Genomic DNA, 23,984 nt, shown 5'->3' on the forward strand with positions numbered 1-23,984 from the left:
GATCAGCCACGCGATCACGACGAGGATCAGCAACGCCAGCAGCGCGAAGGTGACCGGCGAACGCAGTATCTTCTTCACAATCCGGTCCCATCGTCGTCGGCGAAGCGGCGTCGGTCGACCAGCGTGGCAGCGGCGTCGACCAGCAGGCTGAGTACATAGGCGATGAGGATCGCCACCGGGATGACGACGGCGACCGTCACGAGCAACTGGGGCACGAAGGACAGGCCTGTGAGCCACTCCTCCACGCTGTCCCACCAGGCGAAGAACGCCGACACCTCATCACCCCGTCATCCGAGTTCTCGATCGCGAACAGCAATCCGCCTGCCCGCTGCGTTGCGGTTTCGCGGTCCGTGATCACTGCCACCGCCCGGCTGCCGTGAGCCGAGTGGCGTCGGCGATCGCCCGTCGCAATGATAGGACCCATGTCTGTCGCAGATGACTCCACCGTAACGTCCCTGCCGACCGCGTCGCCGCGGGCATCCGGCACTGCGGCCGACGCCCACGTCACGCCGGCGACTCCCCCGACGCCGTCGCACACGAGCGCGTTCCCACCCATCGGCGACTACGCGTTCCTCTCCGACACCGAGACGAACTGTCTCATCGCCCGCAACGGCTCGGTGGAGTGGATGTGCGTTCCCCGCCCCGATTCGCCCAGCGTCTTCGGTGCGATCCTCGACCGCAGCGCAGGTCACTTCCGCCTCGCGCCCTACGGGGTGAACGTCCCGGTGGATCGGCGCTATCTGCCCGGCAGCCTGATGGTCGAGACGACCTGGCAGACCGACACCGGTTGGATCATCATCCGTGACGCGTTGGTCATGGGTCCGTGGCACGACAACGAACGTCGCTCGAAGACGCACCGCCGGACGCCCACCGATTGGGACGCCGAGCACATCCTGTTGCGCACCGTGCGCTGCGTATCCGGCACCGTCGAACTGCACATGAGTTGCGAACCGGCCTTCGACTACCACCGTGGGACCACGAAGTGGGAGTACTCCGGCCCGGCCTACGGCGAGGCGATCGCGACCGCCAAGGACACCGATGCCGACACGCCCACCCTCAAACTCACCACGGACCTCCGCCTGGGTCTGGAGGGTCGCGAAGCGCGGGCACGCACCCGGCTCGTCGAGGGCGACAACCGCTTCGTCGCGCTCAGCTGGTCCCGGCAGCCGGCGCCGCAGAACTTCGAGGAAGCCGCCCAGAAGATGTGGGCGACAAGCGAGTCGTGGCGCCAATGGATCAACATCGGCAGCTTCCCCGATCACCCGTGGCGCTCCCATCTGCAGCGTTCGGCGCTCACGCTGAAGGGACTCACCTACTCCCCGACCGGCGCGCTGCTGGCCGCCGCGACCACGTCGCTGCCGGAAACGCCTCAGGGCGAACGCAACTGGGACTACCGCTACGCGTGGGTGCGCGACTCCACCTTCGCCTTGTGGGGCTTGTACACGCTCGGCCTCGATCGGGAGGCCGACGACTTCTTCTCGTTCATCGCCGACGTCTCGGGCATCACCAACGGCGAACGCCATCCGCTGCAGGTGATGTACGGCGTCGGCGGCGAGCGCACCCTCGAAGAGGAAGAGCTGACCCATCTCTCCGGATACGACGGCGCCCGGCCGGTCCGCATCGGCAACGGCGCGTACAACCAGGCGCAGCATGACATCTGGGGCACGATGCTCGACTCGGTGTACCTGAACATCAAGTCACACGAGGCGGTGCCGGAGACGCTGTGGCCGGTGTTGAAGGCACAGGTCGAGGAGGCCATCGAGCACTGGAAGGAACCCGACCGCGGAATCTGGGAGGTGCGCGGGGAGCCGCAGCACTTCACTTCGTCGAAGGTGATGTGCTGGGTCGCCCTCGATCGCGGGTCGCGTCTGGCGACCATGCACGGCGAGCAGGCCCACGCGAGTAAGTGGGCGGCAATCGCGGAGGAGATCCGTGCCGACATCCTCGAACACGGCGTCAACGAACGCGGGGTGTTCACCCAGCGCTACGGCGACGACGCGCTCGACGCCTCGTTGCTGCTCGTCCCGCTCCTGCGGTTCCTCCCGCCGGACGACCATCGGGTGCGCGCAACGGTTCTCGCGATCGCCGACGAACTGACCGAGAACGAACTGGTGTTGCGCTACCGGGTCGAGGAGACCGACGACGGTCTCAGCGGCGAGGAGGGCACGTTCACGATCTGTTCGTTTTGGCTGGTCTCGGCGCTCGTCGAGATCGGCGAACTCCCACGGGCGAAGACGCTGTGCGAGCGCCTGCTCTCCTACTCGAGTCCGCTGAAGTTGTACGCCGAGGAGATCGACGCAAAGACGGGACAACACCTGGGCAACTTCCCCCAGGCGTTCACCCACCTCGCACTGATCAATGCGGTGATGCACGTGATCCGCGCCGAGGAGGCGGCCCACCAGGCCACCTTCCAGCCGGCGAATCACTGAACGAGGCCACAGTTCCACCGTCCCTGTCGGCTCGAGCCGGCAGGGACGTCTGCGCTTCGGTTGCCCAAGTCAGACTGTCGTGGCTCCCAATGCGAGCATGTCGGCGACCATGGGCTGATGGGAGAGCAGGCCCGCGTCGACCCTGACCTCCTGGCCGTTGATGCCGGCGGCGTCATCGGAGGCGAGGAACGCGAATACCTTGGCCTGCTGTTCAGGGGTGGGCATCTCGGGGTTCAGGTTCTGACGACGGAAGATGTTCTTGATCTCCTCGGGAAGCTGCTGGGCAGGGGGTGAGGACGTGGTTCCCGGGCTGACTGCGTTGCAGCGCACGCCTTCTCGGCCGTACTGGGTGGCGAGGAACTTGGTGAGCGCGATGACGCCGGCCTTCGAGGCACCATATCCGCTGAGACTGGTGTCGCCTGCAGATCCATGCGTGGATGCCGTGTTGACGATCGCTCCACCGGCTTTGCGCAGGTACGGCAGGGTGTGCTTGCTCAACAGCATCACACTTCGCAGATTCACGGCGAGGACGTCGTCCCAGGCTTCCACCGTCATCGTGGCGACGTCGCCGTCCTCAGCCGGAAAGATGCCCGCGATGTTGATGACGATCGTGGGTTCGCCGAGCTGCTCGACAGTGGCATCCACCAACCGCTTGACCTGTGATTCGTGGCGCACATCGGTTTCGATCGCGATTGCCACCTGCCTCCCGTGGCGTTGATTGAGCTGGTCGGCCAGCGCCTGCGCCCCGGCGATGTTGATGTCGGCCAGCGCGACGAGTGCTCCCCCGGCGGCCAGTTCGGTGGCTGTCGCGCCACCGATGTTGAGGCCGCCGGGCTCGACAGTCGTCGCGCCGGTCACGATGGCCACTTTGTTCTCGAAGTCGGGCATCTCTGTGTCTTCCTTTTTCAGATCATCATCGGGTTGGTCGCAGTGTCGTCTTGTCAACGTGCCGTCGGCTCACGGCGGCCGCGATGTCGAAGGCGCCGCTTCCGCGCGCCGCAGCACGTCGCCGATGAACACCCCGATCTCGGCCACCCCTTCGCGAGCGCGCGGCAGGATGTCGGTGGAGAGCGTCCAGGCGTGGAAGGTCTCGGAGTACACCGAGAGCACGCTGGACCCGTTGCTCGCCTGTACATTTCGATGAAGGCGCACCGCATCGTCGAGCAGGATCTCGGATTCGCTGGCGAGGACGAGGATCGGTGGTAACCCCCGCAAGTCGGCGAATACCGGAGAGGCAAGCGGGTTCTCGGCGTCGGCGTCACGGAGGTACGCGGCCCTCAGGTCGCGCAGCGAACGCTCGGTGATGACCGGGTCGGTGTGTCTGTTGCTCGCGATGCTCTCGCCGGAGGCGGTGAAATCGGCGAGCGGGGACACGACCGCGGCTGCCGCCGGCAGCTCGGCACCGCGATCCCGCGCGTGGATCAGCACCGCCACCGTGAGTCCACCGCCCGCCGAATCGCCACCGATCACCGTCCGCTCGGCGCCGAACTCGGCGATCACCGCATCGACGACCGACGCCGCATCTTCGACCGCGGCGGGAAACGGGTGTTCGGGAGCGAGGCGGTAGTCAGGGACGATGACCGGCGCCCCGGTCGACCTCGACAGCGCCGCGGCGGCGTGCTGATACCCACGCGCACTGCCCATCACGTATCCGCCACCGTGGAACCACACGAGCACACGGTTGTCGGCCACCGCCCCGGCTCGCACCCGCACTGCCGGCACGCCGCCGACGATGACGTCGGTCACCGAGACATCGTCATCCACAACGGCGTCGAGCATCATCGTGTCGAGGTCGCGCCGCAGATCGTCGAGTCGAGCCCGCCGGTTTCCCAGCACCGCGGCCAGGCGATCGCGGGCTCGGAGGAGAAGGTCGTCGTCCCCTGCCCCGGTCATGCGCGCTTGACGCCGTTCGTCGTACCGGCCGGCGGCAAGGCCGCGTGGGTACCGAAACTGCGCGCGTGATAGGTCAGCGGTGCGATCGTCTCGCTGGCCACGTCGACGACCCGGCCGAACACGACGATGTGGTCGGCGACCTCCGCTGTGTGCATGACCTCGGCGGCAAGCCAATGCGGCACGTCGGCGATGCGCGGTACGCCCGCATCGACTCGCCACGACACCCCGTCGAACTTGTCCGCGCCCTTCCGGGCGAACTGTCCGGCGAGCCTCGACTGCGTGCTGCCCAGGACGTTCATCCCGAAGACCCCGGCGTCCAGCACCAGACCGAGCAGTTCAGACCCTCGATCGAGTGAGACCAGAAGCGACGGAGGCGTCATCGACAACGACGCGAAGGCACTCACTGTCGTGCCGTGTGGACGCTGTCCGTCCATGGCCGTCACCACCGCCACCGGCGTACACACCGTGGCCATGGCGTCGCGGAATCTGGCGGTCAGGTCATCGACCTGCTGAGCGATCATCCCTGGGTCCTTTCTCGTCGTGCAGCGGTCACACCGAGAGGTTCTTCCGAAGGAACGCGCCGGCTTCGTCAGCTGCCTGGATTCCTTCGGGCAGAATCGACGAGAAGAGGGGCCACACGTGAACCATGTCGTCGTACAGCGACACCGACGCCGATCCACCGGCTTCGACGATCTTTGCCGCCACTCGGCGCGAATCATCGCGCAGAACCTCACCTGATCCGACCATGAACAAGGCCGGGGGCAGGTCCTTCAGCTCCGCGAACAGCGGAGATGCCTGCGGGTCGGCGGGATCGTGACCCTGCAGATATGCCTCGCTCACATTGCCGATCGAACCCCGGGACACAGCGATGTCCTTGCCGTCGAATTCGTCGATACTGTCGCCGCTTGCTGTCAGGTCGAGCAGCGGCGAGATGAACACCGCAGCGGCGGGCAGGTTTTCACCCTTGTCACGGAGGGCGACCAGCGCGCCGAGCACCAGCCCGCCGCCGGCCGAATCGCCGCCGACCGCGACATTGTGCGCACCATGACGTTCGACGAGCGCGCTGATCACCGCAACCGTGTCGTCCGAGGCTGCCGGGAACGGATGCTCGGGCGCCCGCCGGAAGTCGGCGAGTATCGCCGTCACCCCCGAGGCCCGCGACAGGTTGTGTCCGAGCTCCTGGAAGCCGCGGGCGCTGCCCATGATGTTGCCGCCACCATGGAACCAGACGAGGACCTTGTCCTCCACCGCCCCCTCCGCCGCGACGCGCAGCACGGGAACTCCGCCGACCTCGTCCTCGGACGGTTCGACACCCTCGGGCAGTGCGAATTGCAGGAACAGTCGGTCGTAGGCCTCGCGTAGGTCGTCGACCGTCGCTGTCGCGGGGTCGGGGAAGCCCTCGAGGTACATCTTCTCAACGCGTTCGAGCGCAGGTGTCCTGGCCATGATTCCTCCGAATGAAATTGGTTCCGAATGAGATTGGGTCCGAATGAGATTGGTTGACATCGCGGCGGGGGTCACAAGGCGTCGACGGAGAGGTCCATCACCGAATCGTCGACGTCGCGGGCGATTGCGGATTCGGCGATCACCACGGGCAACACGTTGCGAGCGAAGAACTCGGCGGCGGCCACCTTGCCCTCGTAGAACGCGCGGTCTCGGCTGCCTCCCGCCTGCGCCGTCGCGAGTGCATCTCGCGCGACGTCGGCGCCGCGGAGAAGCAACCAGGCCACCACGAGGTCACCGAGCATGAACATGAGGGGCGTGGCATTCAATCCGACGCGATAGACGTTGGTCGCGCGGCCACCTTCGGATCGCGAATCAGAGGCCGTCAGGTCGGCGACCATTCCGATCACCACGTCGCGGACGGCCCGGGCAGCCTCCGCCAGCAAGGCGCTCTCCCCCGCCGGCCCCTGTTGTCCGTCCCGACCGGCGAAGCTGGTGATCTCGCCAAAAAGATGATCGACGGCGACACACTCGTTCCTCGCGATCTTGCGGAAGAACAGGTCTTGCGCCTGCATCGCCGTCGTGCCCTCGTACAGGGTGTCGATCTTCGCGTCGCGCACGTATTGCTCGATCGGGTGGTCCTGCAGGTAACCCGAACCTCCCAGGGTTTGCAGCGATTCGGTACCGAGGACTGTCCACGACCGTTCGGAGCCATAGCCCTTGACGATCGGGAGAAGGAGATCGTTCACCGCCTCGGCCAGTCGGGTGTCGGAGCCGTCGGCGGCACCGATCGCGATCTCGTCCTGCCACGAAGCCGCGTACAGAACCAATGACCTGAGACCCTCGGCATAGGCCTTCTGCGTGAGCAGAGAGCGTCGGATGTCCGGATGGGCGGTGATGGGAACCCGTGGGGCGCCGGGATTCGAACCCTGAGCGAGGTCTGCACCCTGCACCCTGTCCTTGGCGTACTCCAGGGCGTTGAGGTATCCCGTCGAGAGTGTCGCAATCGCTTTGCAGCCCACCATCATCCGTGTGTCCTCGAGTACGTCGAACATCTGGTTGATCCCGTCATGGACCTCACCGAGGAGCCACCCGCGAGCCGGCCCGTCCGCGCCGAGCGTCATCTCGCAGGTCGCCGACACCTTGACCCCCATCTTCTTCTCGATCCTGGTCGCATACACCCCATTGCGCTCACCCGTGAGTTCGCCGGTCGCGACGTCGAAGTGATACTTCGGCACCAAGAACAGGCTGAGGCCCTTGGTTCCGGGTCCACCCGCTCCCTCGACCCCGACCGGACGGGCGAGCACGAGGTGGAGGATGTTGTCGGCCAGATCGTGCTCGCCGGCGGTGATGAACCGCTTCACCCCGACGAGGCTCCACGTACCGTCGTCGTTGCGCGTTGCGGTTGTCTTCCCGGCGCCGACGTCCGAACCCGCATCCGGTTCGGTGAGCATCATGGTCACACCCCAGTGTCGCGAGGCGACGATCTCCGCGATCCGCTTGTCGCGCTCCGTTCCGCGTCGCCAGACCACCCGGCTCCCGGTCGGGAAGGCCAGGTAGGTCCAGAGGGTCGGATGAGCCCCGAGGACGAACTCCGCCAGCGCCCAGTTGAGCGAACTCGGTGCGGCGGTGCCGCCGAGCTCGGGAAGCACGCGAAACCGCCACCACTCGGCGTCGAGCCACGTCTTGTAGGTGGACGCGTAGGACGCCGGTACCGCAACTGTTCCCGCGGCGGGATCGAAAGTGGTCTCCGCGCGGTCGGACTCGGCAAAGGAGTCGGCGAGGCGCTCTCGTGCGAGCTGCTCCACTTCCCGCAGGGCCATCCGCGCGGTCTCACCGTCGACTTCCCGGAACGGTCCGACGCCGAAAACCTGGTCGCGACCGAACAACTCGAACAAATTGAACTCGACGTCGCGCAAGTTACTCCGGTAGTGCCCCACTGTCGATCACCTCTCCCTCCACCGACGCGCTCACCGGGATTCCCGTGTCAGCGGCGCCGACGCCCTCTGGTTCTGTCAGTCCTCGGCCCGTGCGTAGATCGGCAGGAGTACCGCCGCGGAGTCGACGAGCATCTTGGGATCGACCAGCAGGTGCTGTGTCGCGACGTGCATGTCCCGCACGTAGCGGCCGAGTGTGCTGGTGGAACCGATGCTCTTGCTCCCACCCCAGCGATGGGCGAACTCCACCGCGTCCAGGGCGACCTCGTGCACCCACGACAGCATCTGGGTGACGCGGGCGACGTGCTCGGGAGTGATCGGCTCACCCGCGGCCACAGTATTCTCTGCCGTCTTCGTGACGTCGTAGACGTAGAGTCGGGCAGCGCGGAGATTGGCTTCCTTCCGGGCGAAGTCGATTCGGAAGAAGTCGGCTTCGCCCACTGGGATCGTGTAGTTGGGACGCATCTTTCCCGTCGTCAGGTCGGCGACCAGTTCCAGTGCACGAGTGGCGATGCCGAGTGCGATCGAGGCGTGCGGCAGGCCACCGGCCAGTTCGTTGGTCAGTTGGTACATGACATCCGGCCGCGTCGGCGTGCCGCCGAAGGTCGGTGTCGTGTACTCGGCCGGTACGAACTGTTTGGTCACCCGGTAGTCATGGCTGCCGGTGCCCGCGAGACCCCAGACGTCCCAGTTCTTCGTGAACTCGACCTGGTCTTTGGGCATCAGAGCGATGCGTGCCTGTGGCTGACCGTTCTCACCCAGAATCGGAGCACCGTTCTCGTCGGCGACGATGAAGCCGGCTCCGATCCAGGTCGCATGGTCCGAACCGCTGGCGAAGGAATAGTCGCCGTCGATGATGTAGCCGCCGTCGACCTGGATGCCCATGTGCCGGGGCAGGAGCTGACCGGCCGCGATGAAGGGACGATCGGCGCTGAACACGGTCGCCGCGACCTCCGGTGCAAGGTAGCCCACGACGCCGGCAGTACCCCACTCGCTGGCCATCCAGGCCCAGCCCACCGAGGCGTCGGCCTTGGTCACCTCCTCGAAGACGCGCATACCCTCGCTGGGCAGCAGACCTCCACCCCCCAGGTCCTCGGGGATCAACATTCCGTGCAAACCCAACTCGACCAATGCATCGGCCACGGGCTTGGTGATGGTGCGCTCCCGTTCGATCGCCTCGGCCTCGTCGCGGATCAGCGACGCGATCGAGCGAGCACGCTCGAGGTAGTCCGCCTCCCTCGAGGACGCTTGGGTGGCTTCTGGGCTCAGAACTTCGGTCATGACGATGCCTTCCGTGCAGAGATGTCCGTCCGCCGTGGCCGCTTCGATCCAGCGGGTCACGACCGGCGTCGGGTGAACTCTCGGTGTTCGACGTTCCCCCGCGGAATCACCGGATGTGAGTAAACTAACATAGTAAGTACTAATGTCAATACCTGATTTTGCAGGTAGCAGGGTTGTTGACCATCCGCACCAGGCATAGTAATCATTAACCAACGTTCCCAGCCTCGCGGCGAACCGAGTTTCACGGCCGCACCGAATTCGCGGTCGGGCGAATACATCGAGGAAGCAGGATTCCCGCCATGCGCATCGGCACAGTTCTCGGCCACGGCCGAGATTTCGATCAGATCGCCTCCGAGACAGTGGATTACGAGTCAGTCGGGCTCGATTCGGCAACTCTCGGCGAGGCCTACACCTTCGACGCGGTGTCCCAGCTCGGATTCCTGGCCGCGCGGACCACGTCGATCGAGCTCGCCACGGGGATTCTCGCGCTCGACGCACGAACTCCCGCAACGCTGGCGATGACCGCGGCCGGGCTCGACTACGTGTCGAAGGGGCGGTTCCGGCTCGGGATCGGCGCCTCGGGACCCCAGGTCGTGGAAGGGTTCCACGGCGTCGCGTTCGAGCACGCCGTCGGGAAGACCCGTGAGACCATCGAGATCTGCCGCACGGTGTGGCGACGGGAACCGCTGCGCCACCAGGGCCGCCGATTCCAGATCCCCGTTCCGCCCGATCGTGGAACCGGTGTGGGCAAACCCCTCAAACTGATCAATCATCCGGTGCGGCCGGATATCCCCATCTCCGTGGCCGCACTTGGTGAGACCATGGTCGCGCTGACCGCCGAACTGGCACAGGGGTGGGAACCGATCTTCTTCTATCCCGGGAAGATGCAGGATGTCTGGGGCGATGCCCTGCGTCGCGGCAAGGCCAGACGCGATCCGGCCCTGGGAGATCTCGACATCATCGTCCGGTTGCCGTTCGCCATCGTCGACGATGATTCCGCGTGGCTGGATCGTGCCCGCCCCCAGCTGGCGCTCTACATCGGAGGAATGGGGTCGCGCGAGAAGAATTTCTACAACTCGTTGGCGCGACGGTACGGGTTCGACGCGGAAGCCGCCGCGATCCAAGACCTGTTCCTGTCGGGCCGTCACGCGGAAGCTGCGGCGGCGGTACCCGATGAACTGGTTCGCGCCACATCGCTGATCGGGTCGGCCTCCTACGTTGCCGAACGTGTAGCCATGCTCGCCGAACTCGGCGTCGGGTTGCTCAACGTCGTTCCGATGGCCGACACCCACACCGTACGCCTTGCCGCCGTCGAGTCGCTTCGAGCACTCGTCGACTGACCACACCCCCGGAAAGCAGGAGTTATGACCCCCACGCCGAAACCCAACCCGCACCTCGACCGCGAGACGGTGCACCGCGCAGTCTCCGCGGGCAACGTCGGCTGCCTGCTGCCGATTCTCTATCAGCTGACCGGCGAGGAGAAGTGGCTGTCGGCCCCGTACACCCCGAAGTCGCCCAGGGGTTTCGAGGAGCTGAACGACGGCGGTCTGCCGCCGGAGATCCTCGCCGAGATCCACGACGCGGTGACCGACGCGGTCCTGGACTGGTGCCACGGGAAGCCGCCGGCCGGCCCCGCCCCTGCCGGTGCTGAACTCGCCCGGCTGATGAGCGTCTCCATGGGTGAGCCGATCGGGGAGGATCACGCGCCGATGATCGCCGAGCAACTCGGCTTCGCCCCGTACCAGCCACCCGGCATCAGGGGCCGTATCCGGGACTCCCGCACCGACTTCGGTGTCGCGATCGTCGGCGCCGGGATCTCCGGTCTGCTGTGCGCGATCAATCTCGAGAAGGCCGGCGTCCCGTACACCGTCTTCGACCGCAATGCCCATCTCGGTGGCACTTGGTGGGCCAATCGGTACCCCGGCGCTCGTGTTGACATCCCGAGTGATCTCTACTCGTTCTCGTTCCACCCCAAGAACTGGTCGGAGTACTTCGCACGACGCGACGAGATCTTCGAGTACGTGTCGGACGTGGCGCGCACGCACGGGGTCATCGAGCGAATCTGCCTGCAGCACAGCGTCGACTCAGCGGTGTGGGACGACGCGGACCAGCGGTGGGTTCTCGCGGTCACCGGACCCGACGGCACCCAGCAGGAGATCAGCGCGACGGCGTTGGTGACCGCCGCGGGTCTCCACAGCACGCCGAACATCCCCGCGTATCCCGGAACCGAACAGTTCACCGGGCAGATCGTCCATTCCGCGGAATGGCCCGCCGATCTGGATCTGACCGGCAAACGGGTCGCCGTGGTCGGCAGTGGAGCGAGTGCGATGCAGCTCGTCGTGGCCATCTCCGAGCAGGTCGAGTCGATGGCGATCGTCCAGCGACAACCGCAGTGGATCACACCGAACGAGCATTACTTCGCACCGTCGGATCCGATCAAGCACTGGTTGTTCGACAACATCCCGTTCTACCGCGGCTGGTACCGATTCCGTCTCTACTGGCTCTACACCGAACGTACCTTCGCCGCGCTGCCCGTCGATCCGGACCGCGCCGCGAAGGGCAAGCTGGTCAGCTCGCTGAACGACGCGTTTCGCGCACACTTCACGGCCTACCTCGAGCGGCAACTCGACGGCGACGCCGATCTGATCCGCCGCACGACACCCGACTACCCACCGTTCGGCAAGCGTTTGCTCATCGACAACGGCTGGTTCGCCACCCTGCGCAAGGACCATGTCGAGCTGCTCACCGACCGCGTCGACCGGCTCACCCCGACCGGGATCGTGACCGCCGACGGCGAGGCACGGGAGATCGACGTGCTGATCCTGTGCACCGGGTTCCAACAACAGCGGTTCCTGTTCCCGATGGAGATCCGTGGCCGTGCGGAAACGTTGTTGCGCGACAGTTGGTCCGACGACGACGGCCGGGCCTACCTGGGTATCACGACGCCGGGCTTCCCGAATCTGTTCTTCCTGTACGGCCCCAACACCAATCCGCCCGGGGGCAGCTACATCACCATTGCCGAGGCCCAGGTCCGTTATGTCGTGGAGTCGATTTCGCGGTTGGTCACCGAAGACCTGGCCTCGATCGAATGCCGGCCGGAACCGTATGAGCGGTACAACCAGGAACTCGATGCGGCCAACGATGCGATGGTCTACGCCATGGACGGGGTCGACAGTTACTATCGCAACACCAGCGGCCGCGTGGTGACCAACTCGCCGTGGCCGGTCCACGAATACTGGTCCCGCACAGCATATCCGGACCCGATCGACTTCGTGACCACCGCGCGCACCTGATCCGGCAGATCGCCTGTCCACGCAATTCGCCACCTCACCCGCAGACGCGCCGGCCACTGCGCGCGTCTGCGGGGTGAGGTGGCGGGTTGGTGAAATACGACCGACTCCCCTGCTCGACCGTTCTGCGACGGTCGACGAGGTCAGTCCGGCAAACCGTTTCGCAAGGCGGTCGAGATCTGCTCGCGGACATCGACTTCGGTGAATCGGAGCACGGCGTCGACCGTCTTCGCCGATGCGCCGTCGTTCCGATAGGTCGACGCGAGCGCGGTCGAGATCGCACGACGCCGCTGCCCCAGGCCCTCGACCCCGGCTCCTGACACATCATGACCGAGTCCCAATTGCCGGGCCAGGTCGTCCGTCTCGGCGATGCACCGCGACAGCCGTTCGGTATCCCAATCGATGCGATCGGCCAGGTTGTCGAGGGCCTCGATGACCGCGGCCAGCTCGAGCCGTGCGGTCGTGTCGGTCAGGTGGCCGGCAACGCGGTGTACCAGAGTGTCCCGGATCGTGGCGAAGAGCTGCCCCGGCTCGGTGGAGTAGACGGTCATGGCTCAGTATCCCCATTCTCTGTCCCGCAGCATCTTCGACAGCCAGCCGATGCTGTAGTAGATGCTGTGCGCCATGTTCGAGTAGCGCAGTTCATCGCGCTCACCGCACGAGTAGATGTCGACCGCCTGCAGGCATCCGACGGCCGTCTTGGTCAGCGACTGCACGGCCCACCAGGTGAGCGCTTCGGGTTGTGGGCGCCAGCCTCCCGCCGTCTCGTACTCGTCGAGGAAGGGCTCGAGATCGATCAGCTTGCACAGCAACGGCGAGCGCCCCCTCGAAGTCCGCTGCGCGAACCAGGCGATGTCGGCGGTCGGATCGGAGAAGTGGGCGGTCTCCCAGTCGAGCACACCGGTGATGGCGCCGTCGGCGATCACCACATTGCCGACACGGAAGTCGTTGTGGACGAGCGAGACCCGTCCCGACACCGCGTCTCGGCGATGATCGAGCCAGGCGAAGGCGAGATCAAGAATCGGAATGGGGATGTCGACGACGTCGCGATAGACCTGCGCCCACTTGTCGTTCTCGTCTTTCCCGGTGTCTTCCGGCGCCGGGACCGGACCGAGCACCGTCAACCCCAGGGTCTGCGGATCGGCGGCATGGAGACGCGCCATCTCGCGGGCGACATCGCGACCGAGTTGTTCCCGCTCCGCCGGGTCCGGGACCATCCGAGAGATCGTGGGTGGCATCGGGATCTGCCCGTGCACCTTCTCCATCGCGAACCATCCGCGCGCCCCGGCGGTGGGGACAACGGAGGCGACCACCTTCGGGACGCGCATACCGATGGCGCCGGCGGCACCGAGCAGCGCGACCTCGCGGGACACGTCGTAGTCACCGGCGATGCCGCTGACTGGTTGCCGCTTCACGGCATAGGTGTCCCCCTCCGGACCTCTCGGACCATCCCATGCGACGGTCACGAGGTAGGTCTCCCACGAGTTGCCCTCCCCACGCTTGTCGACATCGGTGAGGCGCAGGGTCCCGGCCGCGTCGAGCGCGCGATCGAGTTCGGCGGTCAGCTCGCCGAGAAAGCTCTCGGCGGTGGTGGTGGCCATCAGAAGATCGCCGCCTTCGGCCCGCCACCGTCGACCACGAGACGTTGTCCTGTCATGTATTCCGAGTCGGCCGACACCAGGAAGGCCACGGCACCGGCGACGTCCTCCGGCCGACACACCCGCCCGAACGGCGACGAGGCGTCGAGGTCGTCGATGTCGGTGCCGCGGCTGGCCGAACCGGCGTTGCTGACCAGCAGATCGACGGCGCCGAGATCGCTCGCGATGGTGTCCACCATCGACTCGACGGCCCTCACGTTGTCGATCGACACCTGATAGGCCCGAGCTCTTCCGCCGAAGGCGCCGATCTCGTCGACGACCTCGGCGGCGGCTTGGGCCTCACGGCGGTAGGTGATCGCGACGGTTGCGCCGTCCCGGGCAAGTCTCGACGCGACCGATCGGCCGACTCCTCGCGATCCGCCGGTGACGAGAGCGACGCGACCGGTCAATGGCCCCGTCACGTTGTCCCCTCGACACGGCCGGCGGGATCGTTCATCACTTCGTTCGCTCCTTCGTAGGTCTGCGGGTCCGCCTCACGCCGGATGGAGTGGGCGACACATCGCGGATCGCCGCTGCTCACGCGTGCGCGCCCGCGCGAGTCGGCCAGTACGCGTCCCGTAGCGGCTTCTTGTAGAGCTTTCCGGTCGGCAGCCGTGGCATCTCGGCAATGAAATCGAACGACCTCGGGCACTTGAACTTCGCCAGTTCCGCACGGCAGAACTCGGCCAGACGGAGCGCGAGCAGACCTTGATCGGCGTCGGGGTCGACCGGTTGGATCACTGCCTTGACCGCCTCGCCGAAGTCCTCGTCGGGCACGCCGAAGACCGCGGCATCGAGCACCTCGGGATGGGTGACGAGGAGATTTTCCACCTCCTGCGGGTAGATGTTCACCCCGCCGGAGATGATGACAAACGCCTGACGGTCGGTGAGGTACAGGAATCCGTCCTCGTCCAGGTAGCCGATGTCCCCGATCTTCGACATCGTGCCGTCGGCGTCCCGAGCTTCGGCGGTCTTGCCCGGATCGTTGAAGTACTCGAACGTTGCACCGACGCCCCGGAACCAGATGGTTCCTGGTACTCGCGGCGGGCATGGGTTCCCGTCATCGTCGAGGATCACCGGCTCACCCATGAACGGACGGCCGACGGTTCCCTTGTGCGCCAGCCACTCCTCGGGTGTACAGCCGCAGATGCCGTTCGCCTCGGTGCCGCCGTAGTACTCGTAGATGACCGGGCCGAACCAGTCGATCATCGCCTCCTTCACCGCCACCGGGCACGGTGCGGCACCGTGCACCACCACCTCCAACGACGAGAGGTCCTGCTGCCGTTCTTCTTCCGGGAGTTTGAGCATGCGCGAGAACATGGTGGGAACAACCATGGAATGCGTGATCCGGTGTTCCTCGATGAGGTCGAGGTAGTCACGGGCATCGAACCGCTTCATCACGACGATCGTCGCGCCGAGACGGATGCCGATGGCCACCGACGACTGAGGCCCGGAGTGATACAGCGGAGCGGGCGAGAGAAAACGCATGCCCTCCCGGAGGTGGAAGACCTTCCGACCGAAGTCCTCGATGTCCAGGATCTGTCCCGGGTGCGCGTCGGGCAGATTGCGCTTGATGGCCTTGGGCCGGCCGGTGGTGCCCGACGAGTAGAACATCGGAGTTCCCAGTCGCTCGTTCTCGCCTGGGGCGTCGCCGAACCCGGCGACTGCCTCGGCGAACGACTCGAATGGTCCGGGCAAGGATGCGAGCTGGTCGGCGTCGACGAGGAGCCAACGACCCACCGCTGGGCACAACTGCGGTAAGTCTTGTGCAACACCGAATTTCGCCACTGTTGTGATGACCAGCTTCGACTGCGAGTCGTTGATGATGTACGCGGCCTCGCCGGCCGACAGAAACGAGTTGACCGGCGTGTAGAACAGTCCGCTGCGTTCGGCTGCGGACATCGCCACGATCATCTCGACGTGATTCTCCATGAACAGGGCGATGTGGTCGCCCGGCTCACATCCGTTCGCACGGAAGAGCGCGGCGAGTCTGTTGGCGCGCGAGTCGAGGTCCCGATAGGTGAGAATCGCATCGCTGCCCGCCATGATCACGGCCGGGCGGTCGGGGTGTTCGGCGGCGTGACGTCCGGGATACATGGGAACTCCTTCTACGGGCGGATCGGTCGCAGGAACTCGGCGACGGCCCAGCCGCCGACCCCTTCGGCGAGATCGACGGTCATCTGCCCCATCCGCACCGCGCGGTCCTCGGTGCGCTGGGTGACCGGGACGAAGTGGCGGATCGTCCCGTCGACCACGATCGTCGGCAACCCCTCTGCCTGGACGACGCCGACGTGGCGCCCCGAGTAGGTGGATTCGCCGGCGTAATCGGTGAGGACGCGGTAGTCGGTGATCGGGTGGGCGACTCCGTCGGTGGTCAGCACGGCCCCAGCCGACACCCTGATCCCTGACTTCTCGTATTCGCCGTAGGCACTGAATGCGGTCCCGTCGGCGAGCCAGCCGGCCACCCATTCCCCGGTGTAGGAATCCCATTCACGCGGACCCCACGAATGGTCCCGAAACGACGTCACCTTCTCGAGCACCCAGGTCCGCGTCCCGACCCGGATGGTCCCCGAGAGATGACCGAACTGCTCGTAATGGTCGCTGGCGAAGGTCGACTCGCCGGGCGTGCAGTCGCCGCCACCGTCACTGTTGATCACGAACATCGGACTCGATGCCTCGTAGGTGAGCGAGATCTCGCAGTCCTCGGCGGGCGCGTTCTTGAGAGCGATTCGTCCGTTCTCTGCCATCAGGGACGGATGCGTCACGCGCGCAACCGAGTTGCGGTAGGTGATCGTCGCCTTTCGAGTGGGCTCGGTGAACACGATCTCGAGGCCTTGACCGGCGAACCCGTCGTTGGTGTCCCGGGGTGTCCGACCCGCACGAAATGCGATCGCGCCGCCCGGCAGCGTCAGTTGCACCGAAGTCTCGCTGTAGCCGAGATTCGGACGGTTGCCGATGCGCACGAGACCGCCCAATTGCGAGACGGGGTCGACAAAGTTGAAGTAGACGCTTTCGTTGAAGTTGTGGACGTCGGCGGGGTCGTGCGTCCCTTCGGCGTCGGCGCCGTACTTGCACACGGTGAACGGCTGGTTGGTCATTGTGCTCCTCTGTCTGCGGCGATCAGCTCAGAAACGCTGCGCCGGCGAAGGATCGAGTGGGGGGAAGACAGCAGGTCGGCGCTCCAGAAAGGACATGACGCCCTCCCGAGCATCATCGGAGTCGACTCGACCGGCGTAGATTCGGGACTCCTGGGCCGCAGCCGGACCCGGGTGGGAGTGGAGCCACGCGCTCGAGAGCAACCTCTTGGACAATGCCACGGACGTAGGCGAGGTGTCCCGGGCGAACAATCGCGCGTACTCATGGGCGACCGACATCACCTGATCGGCTGGGACCACCTTCGTGAGGAAGCCCGCTTCGTAAGCCTCAGCTGCATCGAAGACTCGGCCCGTCAGCAACCAATCGGCAGCACGACCCAACCCGACCAGTCGCGGGAGGAACCAGGACGACGCACCTTCGGGGACGACACCCCGCTGAGTGAACACGAACCCGAACCGGGCGTTCTCACTCGCGATGCGGATGTCCATCGCTGCGGCGATCGTCGCCCCGCCGCCGATGGCATGCCCGTTCAACGCTGCGATGACCGGCTTGCACATCGAGAACAACCGCTCGCTGATCCGGCCCGCCGGCTCACGGTAACCCGTCGGGGTGTGACCGTCGACGTCCTCGACCAGCGCTCGCGACAGCGTCTCGGGCCCGTCGAGATCGGCTCCCACGGAGAAGGATTCGCCGGCTCCGGTGACGATCACCGCGCGGACATCAGGATCGCGGTCGGCACGATCCAAGGCATGGAGGGCATCCACGAGCATCTGGACCCGCATGCCGTTGCGGCGCTGCGGAGCATCGAGTGTGATGACGGCGACGCCATCCGCGATCTCGTAACCCACCTCGTCGTACGATCTGTTCACAGCGCGTTGTGCTGCAGACGAACCCGTCACAGCCCGCCACCGCAGACCAGGACCTGTCCGGTGATGTAACTCGACTCCGGGCTGCACAACAGATAGACGGCCCCGGCCGCCTCCTCGACCGTTCCGGCACGTCCGAGGGCGATCCCCTTCGTCGCCGCTTCCATCACCGCCGGATCCATCCCGACCCTGATGTCGCGGTCCTCGACCTTGATCGTCTTCGCCTCAGTGGTCACCGACGTCAGACGCGTGCTGATCACGCCGTAGGCCACCGCGTTGGAGGTCACGTTGTAGCGTCCCCACTCCTTGGCGATGGTCTTGGTGAGGCCGACCATTCCGGCTTTGGCCGACGAATAGTTCGCCTGGCCGGGGTTGCCGAGCAGACCCGAGGTCGAGGAGATGTTGACGACCTTGCGGCAGGGAACCGAACCCTGCTCGCGCTCCCGTTTGACCGCTGCGCTGATGACCGGTTGAGCGGCGCGCAGGATTCGGAACGGCGCGGTCAGATGCACATCGAGGATGTCGGCCCACTGCTTGTCGGTCATCTTCTGGATCACACTGTCCCAGGTGTAGCCGGCGTTGTTCACGATGATGTCGACACCGCCGAAGTTGTCCACCGCGGTCGTCACGAAACGGTCGGCGAATTCGGGGTCGGTGACGCTGCCGATGCAGGCGACCGCCTGCCCTCCTGCTGACTCGATCTCGGCCACAACCTCTTTCGCCGGCTCTGGATCGAGGTCGTTGACCACCACCCGAGCTCCCTCGGAAGCGAGCTTCACGGCAACCGCACGGCCGATTCCTCGGCCCGAACCCGATACCAGCGCGACTTTGTCCTGCAGTTTCTGCACGCTCACGTGCTGCCTCCCAAGGCGTTTCGGCGTTCGTGGGGTCCGCGCGATTGCCGCGCCGCCCCACCGGTGTGGAATCTTGTGATCGTAGTCACTGGGGTGAATGCTAACTTCGGCCTATATGAAGAGTCAATAGCCCACTGACTGGTGAAATGAGCGTGTTGTTAGTGACGACTTTATGTGGTTTGGTGATGTCACCAGCCTCGAGAACACACCGAACGAAAGATGGACCATGACGAATGTCTGCATCAGCGGTGTAGGGATGATGCCCTTCACCAAGCCGGGCAAGAGCCAGACCTATGACCAGATGGGCGCAACCGCCGCGCGCGCGGCGCTCGCCGACGCGGGACTGGACTACTCGGACGTGCAACAGGCCTATGTGGGCTATGTCTACGGCGATTCGACATCCGGGCAGAACGCGCTGTACGAGATCGGCATGAGCGGCATCCCGGTCGTCAACGTCAACAACAACTGCTCGACCGGTTCGAGCGCCCTGTGGTTGGCTCGCCAGGCCGTCGCCGCCGGCACCGCCGACTGCGTGCTCGCTCTGGGGTTCGAGCAGATGCAGCCCGGAGCGCTGGTCAACGCCTACGGCGATCGCCCCAGCCCCACCGAGCGTGGCGAGAAGATCGCGCAGTCGCGGCCCGACGGCGACGCGCCCGCACCCATGGCTGCCAAGATGTTCGGTGGCGCAGGCATCGAGTACATGGACCGTCACGGAGTCACGGCAGAGGTCTTCGGCCGTGTCTCGGTGAAGGCACGTGCGCACGCCGGCCGGAATCCGCTGGCGGTGTTCCGCGATCCGATCGACCTCGACACTGTGATGACGTCGAAGCAGATCTGGGGACCCTTGACCCTGCTGATGTGCTGCCCGCCGACCAACGGCGCAGCCGCAGCCATCGTCTGCAGCGAGGAGTTCGCCCGCGCCCGGGGCATCGACGCCAGCGTCCGCCTCCGCGCGCAATCGATGGTGACCGACGTCCCCGGGACCTTCGACACCACCGACATGATGCGTGTAGCCGGCTACGACATGACCGCCAAAGCCGCGGCCGAAGTCTACGAGCTGTCCGGCGTCGATCCGCTCGACATCCCCGTCGTCGAACTGCACGACTGCTTCTCCACCAATGAGGTCATCACCTACGAAGGGCTCGGACTCACCCCAGAGGGCACCGCGGAGAAGTTCGTCCTCGACGGCGACAACACCTACGGCGGTCGCGTCGTGACCAACCCGTCCGGCGGCCTGTTGTCCAAGGGGCATCCACTCGGAGCCACGGGCCTCGCCCAGTGCGCCGAGTTGGTGTGGCAGTTGCGCGGCCAGGCCGGCGATCGCCAGGTCGAGGGCGCTCGTATCGCCCTGCAGCACAATCTCGGACTGGGCGGTGCATGCGTCGTGGGTCTGTACGAGAAGGTGTCCTGATGCCTCTCGACCGAGCGATTCTCGACGTCGAGTCCCCAACCGTCGTCGCCGACATAGAACGCGGCCGTATCCGCCAGTTCGCCACCGCCATCGGCGAATACGATCCGATCCATCACGACCGTGACGCCGCGGTCGCCGCCGGCCATCCCGACGTCCTCGCGCCGCCGACCTTCCTCTTCGGTCTCGAGCTGGAGAACTCCGACGTGTTCGGCGACCTCGCGGCACACGGGGTCGACCTGGGTACGGTTCTCCACGGCGAACAGCGGTTCAGATACTTCGCCGACGTGCACGCAGGCGACACCGTCGGCTTCGCCACCCGTTACGTCGACGCCTACTCGAAAGCCGGGGGCGCCCTGGACTTCCTGGTGCGACGTACGACGGTGAGCCGCGGCGACGAGGTGGTCGCAGAACTCGAGAGCGTCAGCGTGATCAGAAATCCACAGGAACCGACATGAGCGCACCAGCCCCCGGCGACGTGGTCGCCGAATTGAGACCCGGCGCGGTGACCCGCACCACGCTCGCGCTCTTCGCCGGCGCATCAGGCGATCACAACCCCATCCACATCGACATCGATTCGGCCCGCGCCTCGGGCATGGACGACGTGTTCGCCCACGGGATGCTGTCCATGGCTTACCTGGGACGCCTGTTGACCCAGCGCTTTCCGCAGAGCAGTATCCGGGAGCTGTCGACGCGGTTCACCGCGATCACACCGGTCCTCGCCGAGCCGGTCCTCACCGCCACCGTGAAAGAGCTGGTGAGCGTCGACGACGAGCAGCGCGTCGTGCTCGATCTCGACGTCCGGCTGGCGGATGGCACCCGAACGCTTGCCGGCACCGCCGTCGTGGCTTGGTCCGGTCCTGATCGGGACGCGAATGCGACACTTGCTCCATGACCGACACCACCCACGTCGCGCCCACCTCCCTCACCCGGGGTGAACATCGAGCCGAACAGATCGTGCGAGCCGCGACCCTACTGTTCCAGGATCTGGGATATCAGAACGTCAGCATCGACCAGATCGGCTCGGCGGTCGGCCTCACCGGCCCGGCCATGTACCGGCATTTCAAAGGGAAGTACGCAATCCTGGTGCAGGCGTTGCGCAGCCAGGTCGCCCTGGTCGAAAACCTGACCGACCGGGCGGATCGAGAAGGCACGACCCCGCAGGAGCGTCTCGATCTGTTTCTCGACGGCCTTTCCGACATCACCGCCAACGGCGACGAAGCCACCCTGTGGCGTCGAGAACAGCGACACCTGCGCGACGCCGATCGGGCCGAGTTCGAGGAGGACTTCCGCAAGAACCGCGACCGCATCGCATCGAAGATCGCCGCAGTCAGACCCGAGACCCGCAAGCAGGACCGAGAATTGCTCGGGTTCGCGGTGTTGACCATGTACTCCAACACCCCCAGTGTTCGAGGCAATCTGACGCCCGAACGCCTGATCAGCGTCCAGCAGGCGATCGCTCGAGAAATCATCAACTGCCGACTCCCCGCTGTCGACACCGACGTCGTCACGGCCCCCACGCCGGCACTTCGCCGGCCCGCCGGTCGCCGGGAGCGAATCCTCACGGCCTCGACCGCCTTGTTCGACGAGCGAGGCTTCTACGACGTGCGTATCGACGACATCGCGAAGGCGTCGGAGATGTCGGTGGCGACTCTGTATCAGCATGTGACCGGCAAGACCCAGGTGCTGAGCGCGATCCTGGAGCGTGGTGCCGAAGGTCTGCTCTACGTCACCGCCGAAGCCCTCGCACACGCGACGACGCCGGCGGAAGTTCTCCGGGCGCTCATCGACACCTATGTTCGCCAGGCACTCGGCGTTCATGGACGCATCATGCACATTCTCGCCGCGGACCTTCTCTATCTCTCCGACGACGAACAGCTCCGCCTGCGCGAAACCCAGCGCGAATACATCGCCGAGTGGATGGAGGCGATCTCCGCGCTGTCCGACGAGGTGACCGGCGACGACGCGCGCGCACTCGCGCAGGCGGCGATCGCCGTCATCACCGACGTCTGCCAGAACCCCGAACTCAAGTCCCGTCCGGGCCTCGCCGAGCAACTGTCGGCGCTCGCACACGCAATGGTCATTCCCAGGGGTCTCGAACCCTCGTGATGTCCCACATTCCGAAGGAACGCACGCCATGTCCTCTTCCGAACCCCGCAGCGCCGTCGTCATAGGAGGTGCCTCCGGAATCGGAGCCGCGATCGCACGCGCGCTGGCCGCCGACGGAGCGGTGGTCACCGTCGCCGACCGCAATCTCGACCTCGCCGAATCCATTGCCGCCGAGCTGGGTTCGCCGCATGATGCCGCAGCGGTCGACGTCGTCGACGAAGACTCGATCCGCGAACTGTTCCACTCCGTTCGAGCGCACCGCGGGCACGTGGACGTCGTCGTGAACAGCGCCGGACTCAGCGTCGCCGGAGCGGTCACGGACTTGGCCATCGAGAAGTTCCGCCGCGTTGTCGATGTCTGTCTCACCGGAGCGTTCGCGGTCATCAAGCAGGCGGCGCGGGCAATGGACGACGGCGGGGTCATCATCTCGCTGTCGTCGCTGAACGCGCGGCAGCCGGGAACCGGGATGAGCGCCTACTGCTCGGCGAAGGCCGGCCTGGCCATGCTCACCCAGGTGGCCGCACTCGAGCTCGCCGAGCGGAAGATCCGCGTCAATGCGATCGCGCCCGGAATCGTGATGACTCCCCTCACGACACCGTCGATGTCGGTGCCGGGCCTCGAGGAGGACTACCTGGCCAACACCCCGCTGGGGCGGTCGGGAACTCCCGAGGAGGTCGCCGAAGCCGCCGTCTACATGACGCACGCGTCATGGCTCACCGGAGAGAGCCTCGACCTCAACGGCGGCGCACACCTGGCCCGCTACCCGGATCTGCTGGGCCACTTCCAGCGCGCCTCGGCAGGGTGACCGACGCCTGACGCCACTCAGTCGAGCCGCCAGTCCTCGTACGCGCGTGGGTCGTTGATCGGTTCGACGTGCATCGTCACGTTCAGTCCGTCGACCGCGCTGCGCAGTTCGTCCTCGACCCGCTCGGCGAGGTCGTGTGCGCGCTGCACCGACCAGTCGCCGGGCACCAGCATGTGCATCTGCACGAATCGCTCATGACCCGCCTCGCGCGTGCGGATGTCGTGGAAGTCGATTCGATCGGCGCGGTGCGCGGCGAGGACCCGGTCGATGGTGGCCCGCTCGTCGTCGGGCAGTGCCGCGTCCATCAGCCCCGCACCGGATCGCCACACCAGCCGGCCGCCCACGACCAGGATGTTGACCGCCACCGCGATGGCGATCAGGGGATCGAGCGGCAGCCAGCCCGTGGCGGCCACCAGGAAGACGCCGACGACCACCCCGATGGTCGTCCACACGTCGGTCATGAGGTGTTTGCCGTCGGCTTCGAGTGTCAGTGACCGATGGCGGCGCCCGGCTCGGATGAGCACCCAGCCGACGACCGCATTGACGGCGGTCGCACCGATCGAGATCGCCAGTCCGACACCGACTTCCTCGAGCCCCTGCGGATGGAACAGACGGTCGGCGGCCGTGACGATGATGACGACCGCCGCGACGACGATCATCACGCCCTCGAACACCGCCGAGAAGTACTCGGCCTTCGTGTGTCCGAAGTTGTGACTCCGGTCGGCCGGCTTCGCCGCCACCCGCAGAGCCACGAAGGCTCCCACCGCCGCAACGAGATTGACCACCGACTCCAGCGCGTCGGAGAGCAGACCGACCGAACCGGTGATCCGCCACGCGATCAGCTTGAGACCGATCACGACGATCGCGGTCGCGATGCTCAGTACCGCGAACGCCGACAGATCACGGCGTGGGGTGCGCGTCGTCACGGCCATGCCC

The 23,984-nt window shown here is 65.9% G+C and carries 23 protein-coding genes; 8 read left to right on the forward strand and 15 right to left on the reverse strand.

Annotated features, from left to right (window positions below; genetic code table 11):
- Positions 1-74 precede the first annotated feature (74 nt).
- A complete protein-coding gene (locus ABIC25_RS15060; protein ID WP_004023035.1) occupies positions 75-275 on the reverse strand; it encodes a hypothetical protein in 201 nt (66 codons plus the stop codon).
- A gap of 147 nt (positions 276-422) precedes the next feature.
- On the opposite strand from ABIC25_RS15060, the gene ABIC25_RS15065 reads away from it, so the two are divergent.
- Positions 423-2,429, forward strand: coding sequence for a glycoside hydrolase family 15 protein (locus ABIC25_RS15065; protein WP_239402482.1), 2,007 nt, complete (start codon positions 423-425; stop codon positions 2,427-2,429).
- 69 nt (positions 2,430-2,498) lie between these two features.
- Here ABIC25_RS15065 and ABIC25_RS15070 read toward each other — a convergent pair whose 3' ends face one another.
- The 6 genes from ABIC25_RS15070 to ABIC25_RS15095 all read right to left on the reverse strand — a co-directional run bounded on the left by ABIC25_RS15070 (position 2,499) and on the right by ABIC25_RS15095 (position 8,983).
- Positions 2,499-3,317: an SDR family NAD(P)-dependent oxidoreductase gene (locus ABIC25_RS15070; RefSeq protein WP_354562090.1), complete on the reverse strand. Its 819-nt coding sequence runs from the start codon at positions 3,315-3,317 to the stop codon at positions 2,499-2,501.
- Positions 3,318-3,386: 69 nt separating this feature from the next.
- Complete coding sequence (locus ABIC25_RS15075) at positions 3,387-4,322, reverse strand: alpha/beta hydrolase (RefSeq protein WP_354562092.1); 936 nt, start codon at positions 4,320-4,322, stop codon at positions 3,387-3,389.
- Positions 4,319-4,843, reverse strand: coding sequence for a flavin reductase family protein (locus tag ABIC25_RS15080; protein ID WP_004023040.1), 525 nt, complete (start codon positions 4,841-4,843; stop codon positions 4,319-4,321). The genes ABIC25_RS15075 and ABIC25_RS15080 overlap by 4 nt, the downstream gene beginning before the upstream one ends.
- A gap of 28 nt (positions 4,844-4,871) precedes the next feature.
- Entirely contained in the window at positions 4,872-5,768 is an 897-nt protein-coding gene (locus ABIC25_RS15085) for an alpha/beta hydrolase (RefSeq protein WP_354562093.1), read from the reverse strand.
- A 71-nt stretch (positions 5,769-5,839) separates the two neighbouring features.
- Positions 5,840-7,705, reverse strand: a complete 1,866-nt coding sequence (locus tag ABIC25_RS15090; RefSeq protein WP_354562094.1) for an acyl-CoA dehydrogenase — start codon at positions 7,703-7,705, stop codon at positions 5,840-5,842.
- A 75-nt stretch (positions 7,706-7,780) separates the two neighbouring features.
- Positions 7,781-8,983: an acyl-CoA dehydrogenase family protein gene (locus tag ABIC25_RS15095; protein ID WP_239402487.1), complete on the reverse strand. Its 1,203-nt coding sequence runs from the start codon at positions 8,981-8,983 to the stop codon at positions 7,781-7,783.
- A 299-nt stretch (positions 8,984-9,282) separates the two neighbouring features.
- On the opposite strand from ABIC25_RS15095, the gene ABIC25_RS15100 reads away from it, so the two are divergent.
- Positions 9,283-10,323, forward strand: coding sequence for an LLM class F420-dependent oxidoreductase (locus tag ABIC25_RS15100; protein WP_354562096.1), 1,041 nt, complete (start codon positions 9,283-9,285; stop codon positions 10,321-10,323).
- A gap of 24 nt (positions 10,324-10,347) precedes the next feature.
- The gene (locus ABIC25_RS15105; protein ID WP_354562097.1) at positions 10,348-12,276 is read left to right on the forward strand and encodes a flavin-containing monooxygenase; all 1,929 of its coding nucleotides are present in this window, start codon (positions 10,348-10,350) and stop codon (positions 12,274-12,276) included.
- A 140-nt stretch (positions 12,277-12,416) separates the two neighbouring features.
- Here the strand turns inward: ABIC25_RS15105 and ABIC25_RS15110 are convergent, their stop codons facing one another.
- The 7 genes from ABIC25_RS15110 to ABIC25_RS15140 form a co-directional block, all read right to left on the reverse strand.
- Positions 12,417-12,824, reverse strand: a complete 408-nt coding sequence (locus ABIC25_RS15110) for a hypothetical protein (RefSeq protein WP_354562099.1) — start codon at positions 12,822-12,824, stop codon at positions 12,417-12,419.
- 3 nt (positions 12,825-12,827) lie between these two features.
- Positions 12,828-13,874: a phosphotransferase family protein gene (locus ABIC25_RS15115; RefSeq protein ID WP_354562101.1), complete on the reverse strand. Its 1,047-nt coding sequence runs from the start codon at positions 13,872-13,874 to the stop codon at positions 12,828-12,830.
- A complete protein-coding gene (locus ABIC25_RS15120; RefSeq protein WP_354562102.1) occupies positions 13,874-14,332 on the reverse strand; it encodes an SDR family NAD(P)-dependent oxidoreductase in 459 nt (152 codons plus the stop codon). The genes ABIC25_RS15115 and ABIC25_RS15120 overlap by 1 nt, the downstream gene beginning before the upstream one ends.
- Before the next feature lie 115 nt (positions 14,333-14,447).
- Positions 14,448-16,007, reverse strand: coding sequence for an AMP-binding protein (locus ABIC25_RS15125; RefSeq protein ID WP_354562104.1), 1,560 nt, complete (start codon positions 16,005-16,007; stop codon positions 14,448-14,450).
- Between the two features lie 11 nt (positions 16,008-16,018).
- Positions 16,019-17,008 (reverse strand): DUF7064 domain-containing protein, encoded by a 990-nt coding sequence (locus ABIC25_RS15130; protein ID WP_004023051.1) that lies wholly within the window; start codon positions 17,006-17,008, stop codon positions 16,019-16,021.
- Positions 17,009-17,035: 27 nt separating this feature from the next.
- Positions 17,036-17,875: an enoyl-CoA hydratase-related protein gene (locus ABIC25_RS15135; protein ID WP_354562106.1), complete on the reverse strand. Its 840-nt coding sequence runs from the start codon at positions 17,873-17,875 to the stop codon at positions 17,036-17,038.
- 26 nt (positions 17,876-17,901) lie between these two features.
- A complete protein-coding gene (locus ABIC25_RS15140; protein WP_004023053.1) occupies positions 17,902-18,726 on the reverse strand; it encodes an SDR family NAD(P)-dependent oxidoreductase in 825 nt (274 codons plus the stop codon).
- Between the two features lie 226 nt (positions 18,727-18,952).
- Here ABIC25_RS15140 and ABIC25_RS15145 point away from each other — a divergent pair, with 226 nt between their 5' ends.
- The 5 genes from ABIC25_RS15145 to ABIC25_RS15165 are packed head-to-tail and all read left to right on the forward strand — an operon-like array spanning position 18,953 to position 23,048.
- Positions 18,953-20,137: a lipid-transfer protein gene (locus ABIC25_RS15145; RefSeq protein WP_354562108.1), complete on the forward strand. Its 1,185-nt coding sequence runs from the start codon at positions 18,953-18,955 to the stop codon at positions 20,135-20,137.
- Positions 20,137-20,592, forward strand: a complete 456-nt coding sequence (locus ABIC25_RS15150) for a MaoC family dehydratase N-terminal domain-containing protein (RefSeq protein WP_248643028.1) — start codon at positions 20,137-20,139, stop codon at positions 20,590-20,592. The genes ABIC25_RS15145 and ABIC25_RS15150 overlap by 1 nt, the downstream gene beginning before the upstream one ends.
- Positions 20,589-21,029: a MaoC/PaaZ C-terminal domain-containing protein gene (locus tag ABIC25_RS15155; protein ID WP_004023056.1), complete on the forward strand. Its 441-nt coding sequence runs from the start codon at positions 20,589-20,591 to the stop codon at positions 21,027-21,029. The genes ABIC25_RS15150 and ABIC25_RS15155 overlap by 4 nt, the downstream gene beginning before the upstream one ends.
- Positions 21,026-22,243 (forward strand): TetR/AcrR family transcriptional regulator, encoded by a 1,218-nt coding sequence (locus ABIC25_RS15160; protein ID WP_354562110.1) that lies wholly within the window; start codon positions 21,026-21,028, stop codon positions 22,241-22,243. The genes ABIC25_RS15155 and ABIC25_RS15160 overlap by 4 nt, the downstream gene beginning before the upstream one ends.
- Positions 22,244-22,271: 28 nt before the next feature.
- Complete coding sequence (locus ABIC25_RS15165) at positions 22,272-23,048, forward strand: SDR family NAD(P)-dependent oxidoreductase (protein WP_354562111.1); 777 nt, start codon at positions 22,272-22,274, stop codon at positions 23,046-23,048.
- Between the two features lie 17 nt (positions 23,049-23,065).
- Here the strand turns inward: ABIC25_RS15165 and ABIC25_RS15170 are convergent, their stop codons facing one another.
- Entirely contained in the window at positions 23,066-23,980 is a 915-nt protein-coding gene (locus ABIC25_RS15170) for a cation diffusion facilitator family transporter (protein ID WP_354562113.1), read from the reverse strand.
- Between the last annotated feature and the right edge of the window lie 4 nt (positions 23,981-23,984).

It is taken from the genome of Gordonia sp. PvP123 (assembly GCF_040547295.1).
GTDB classification, from domain to species: domain Bacteria; phylum Actinomycetota; class Actinomycetes; order Mycobacteriales; family Mycobacteriaceae; genus Gordonia; species Gordonia terrae.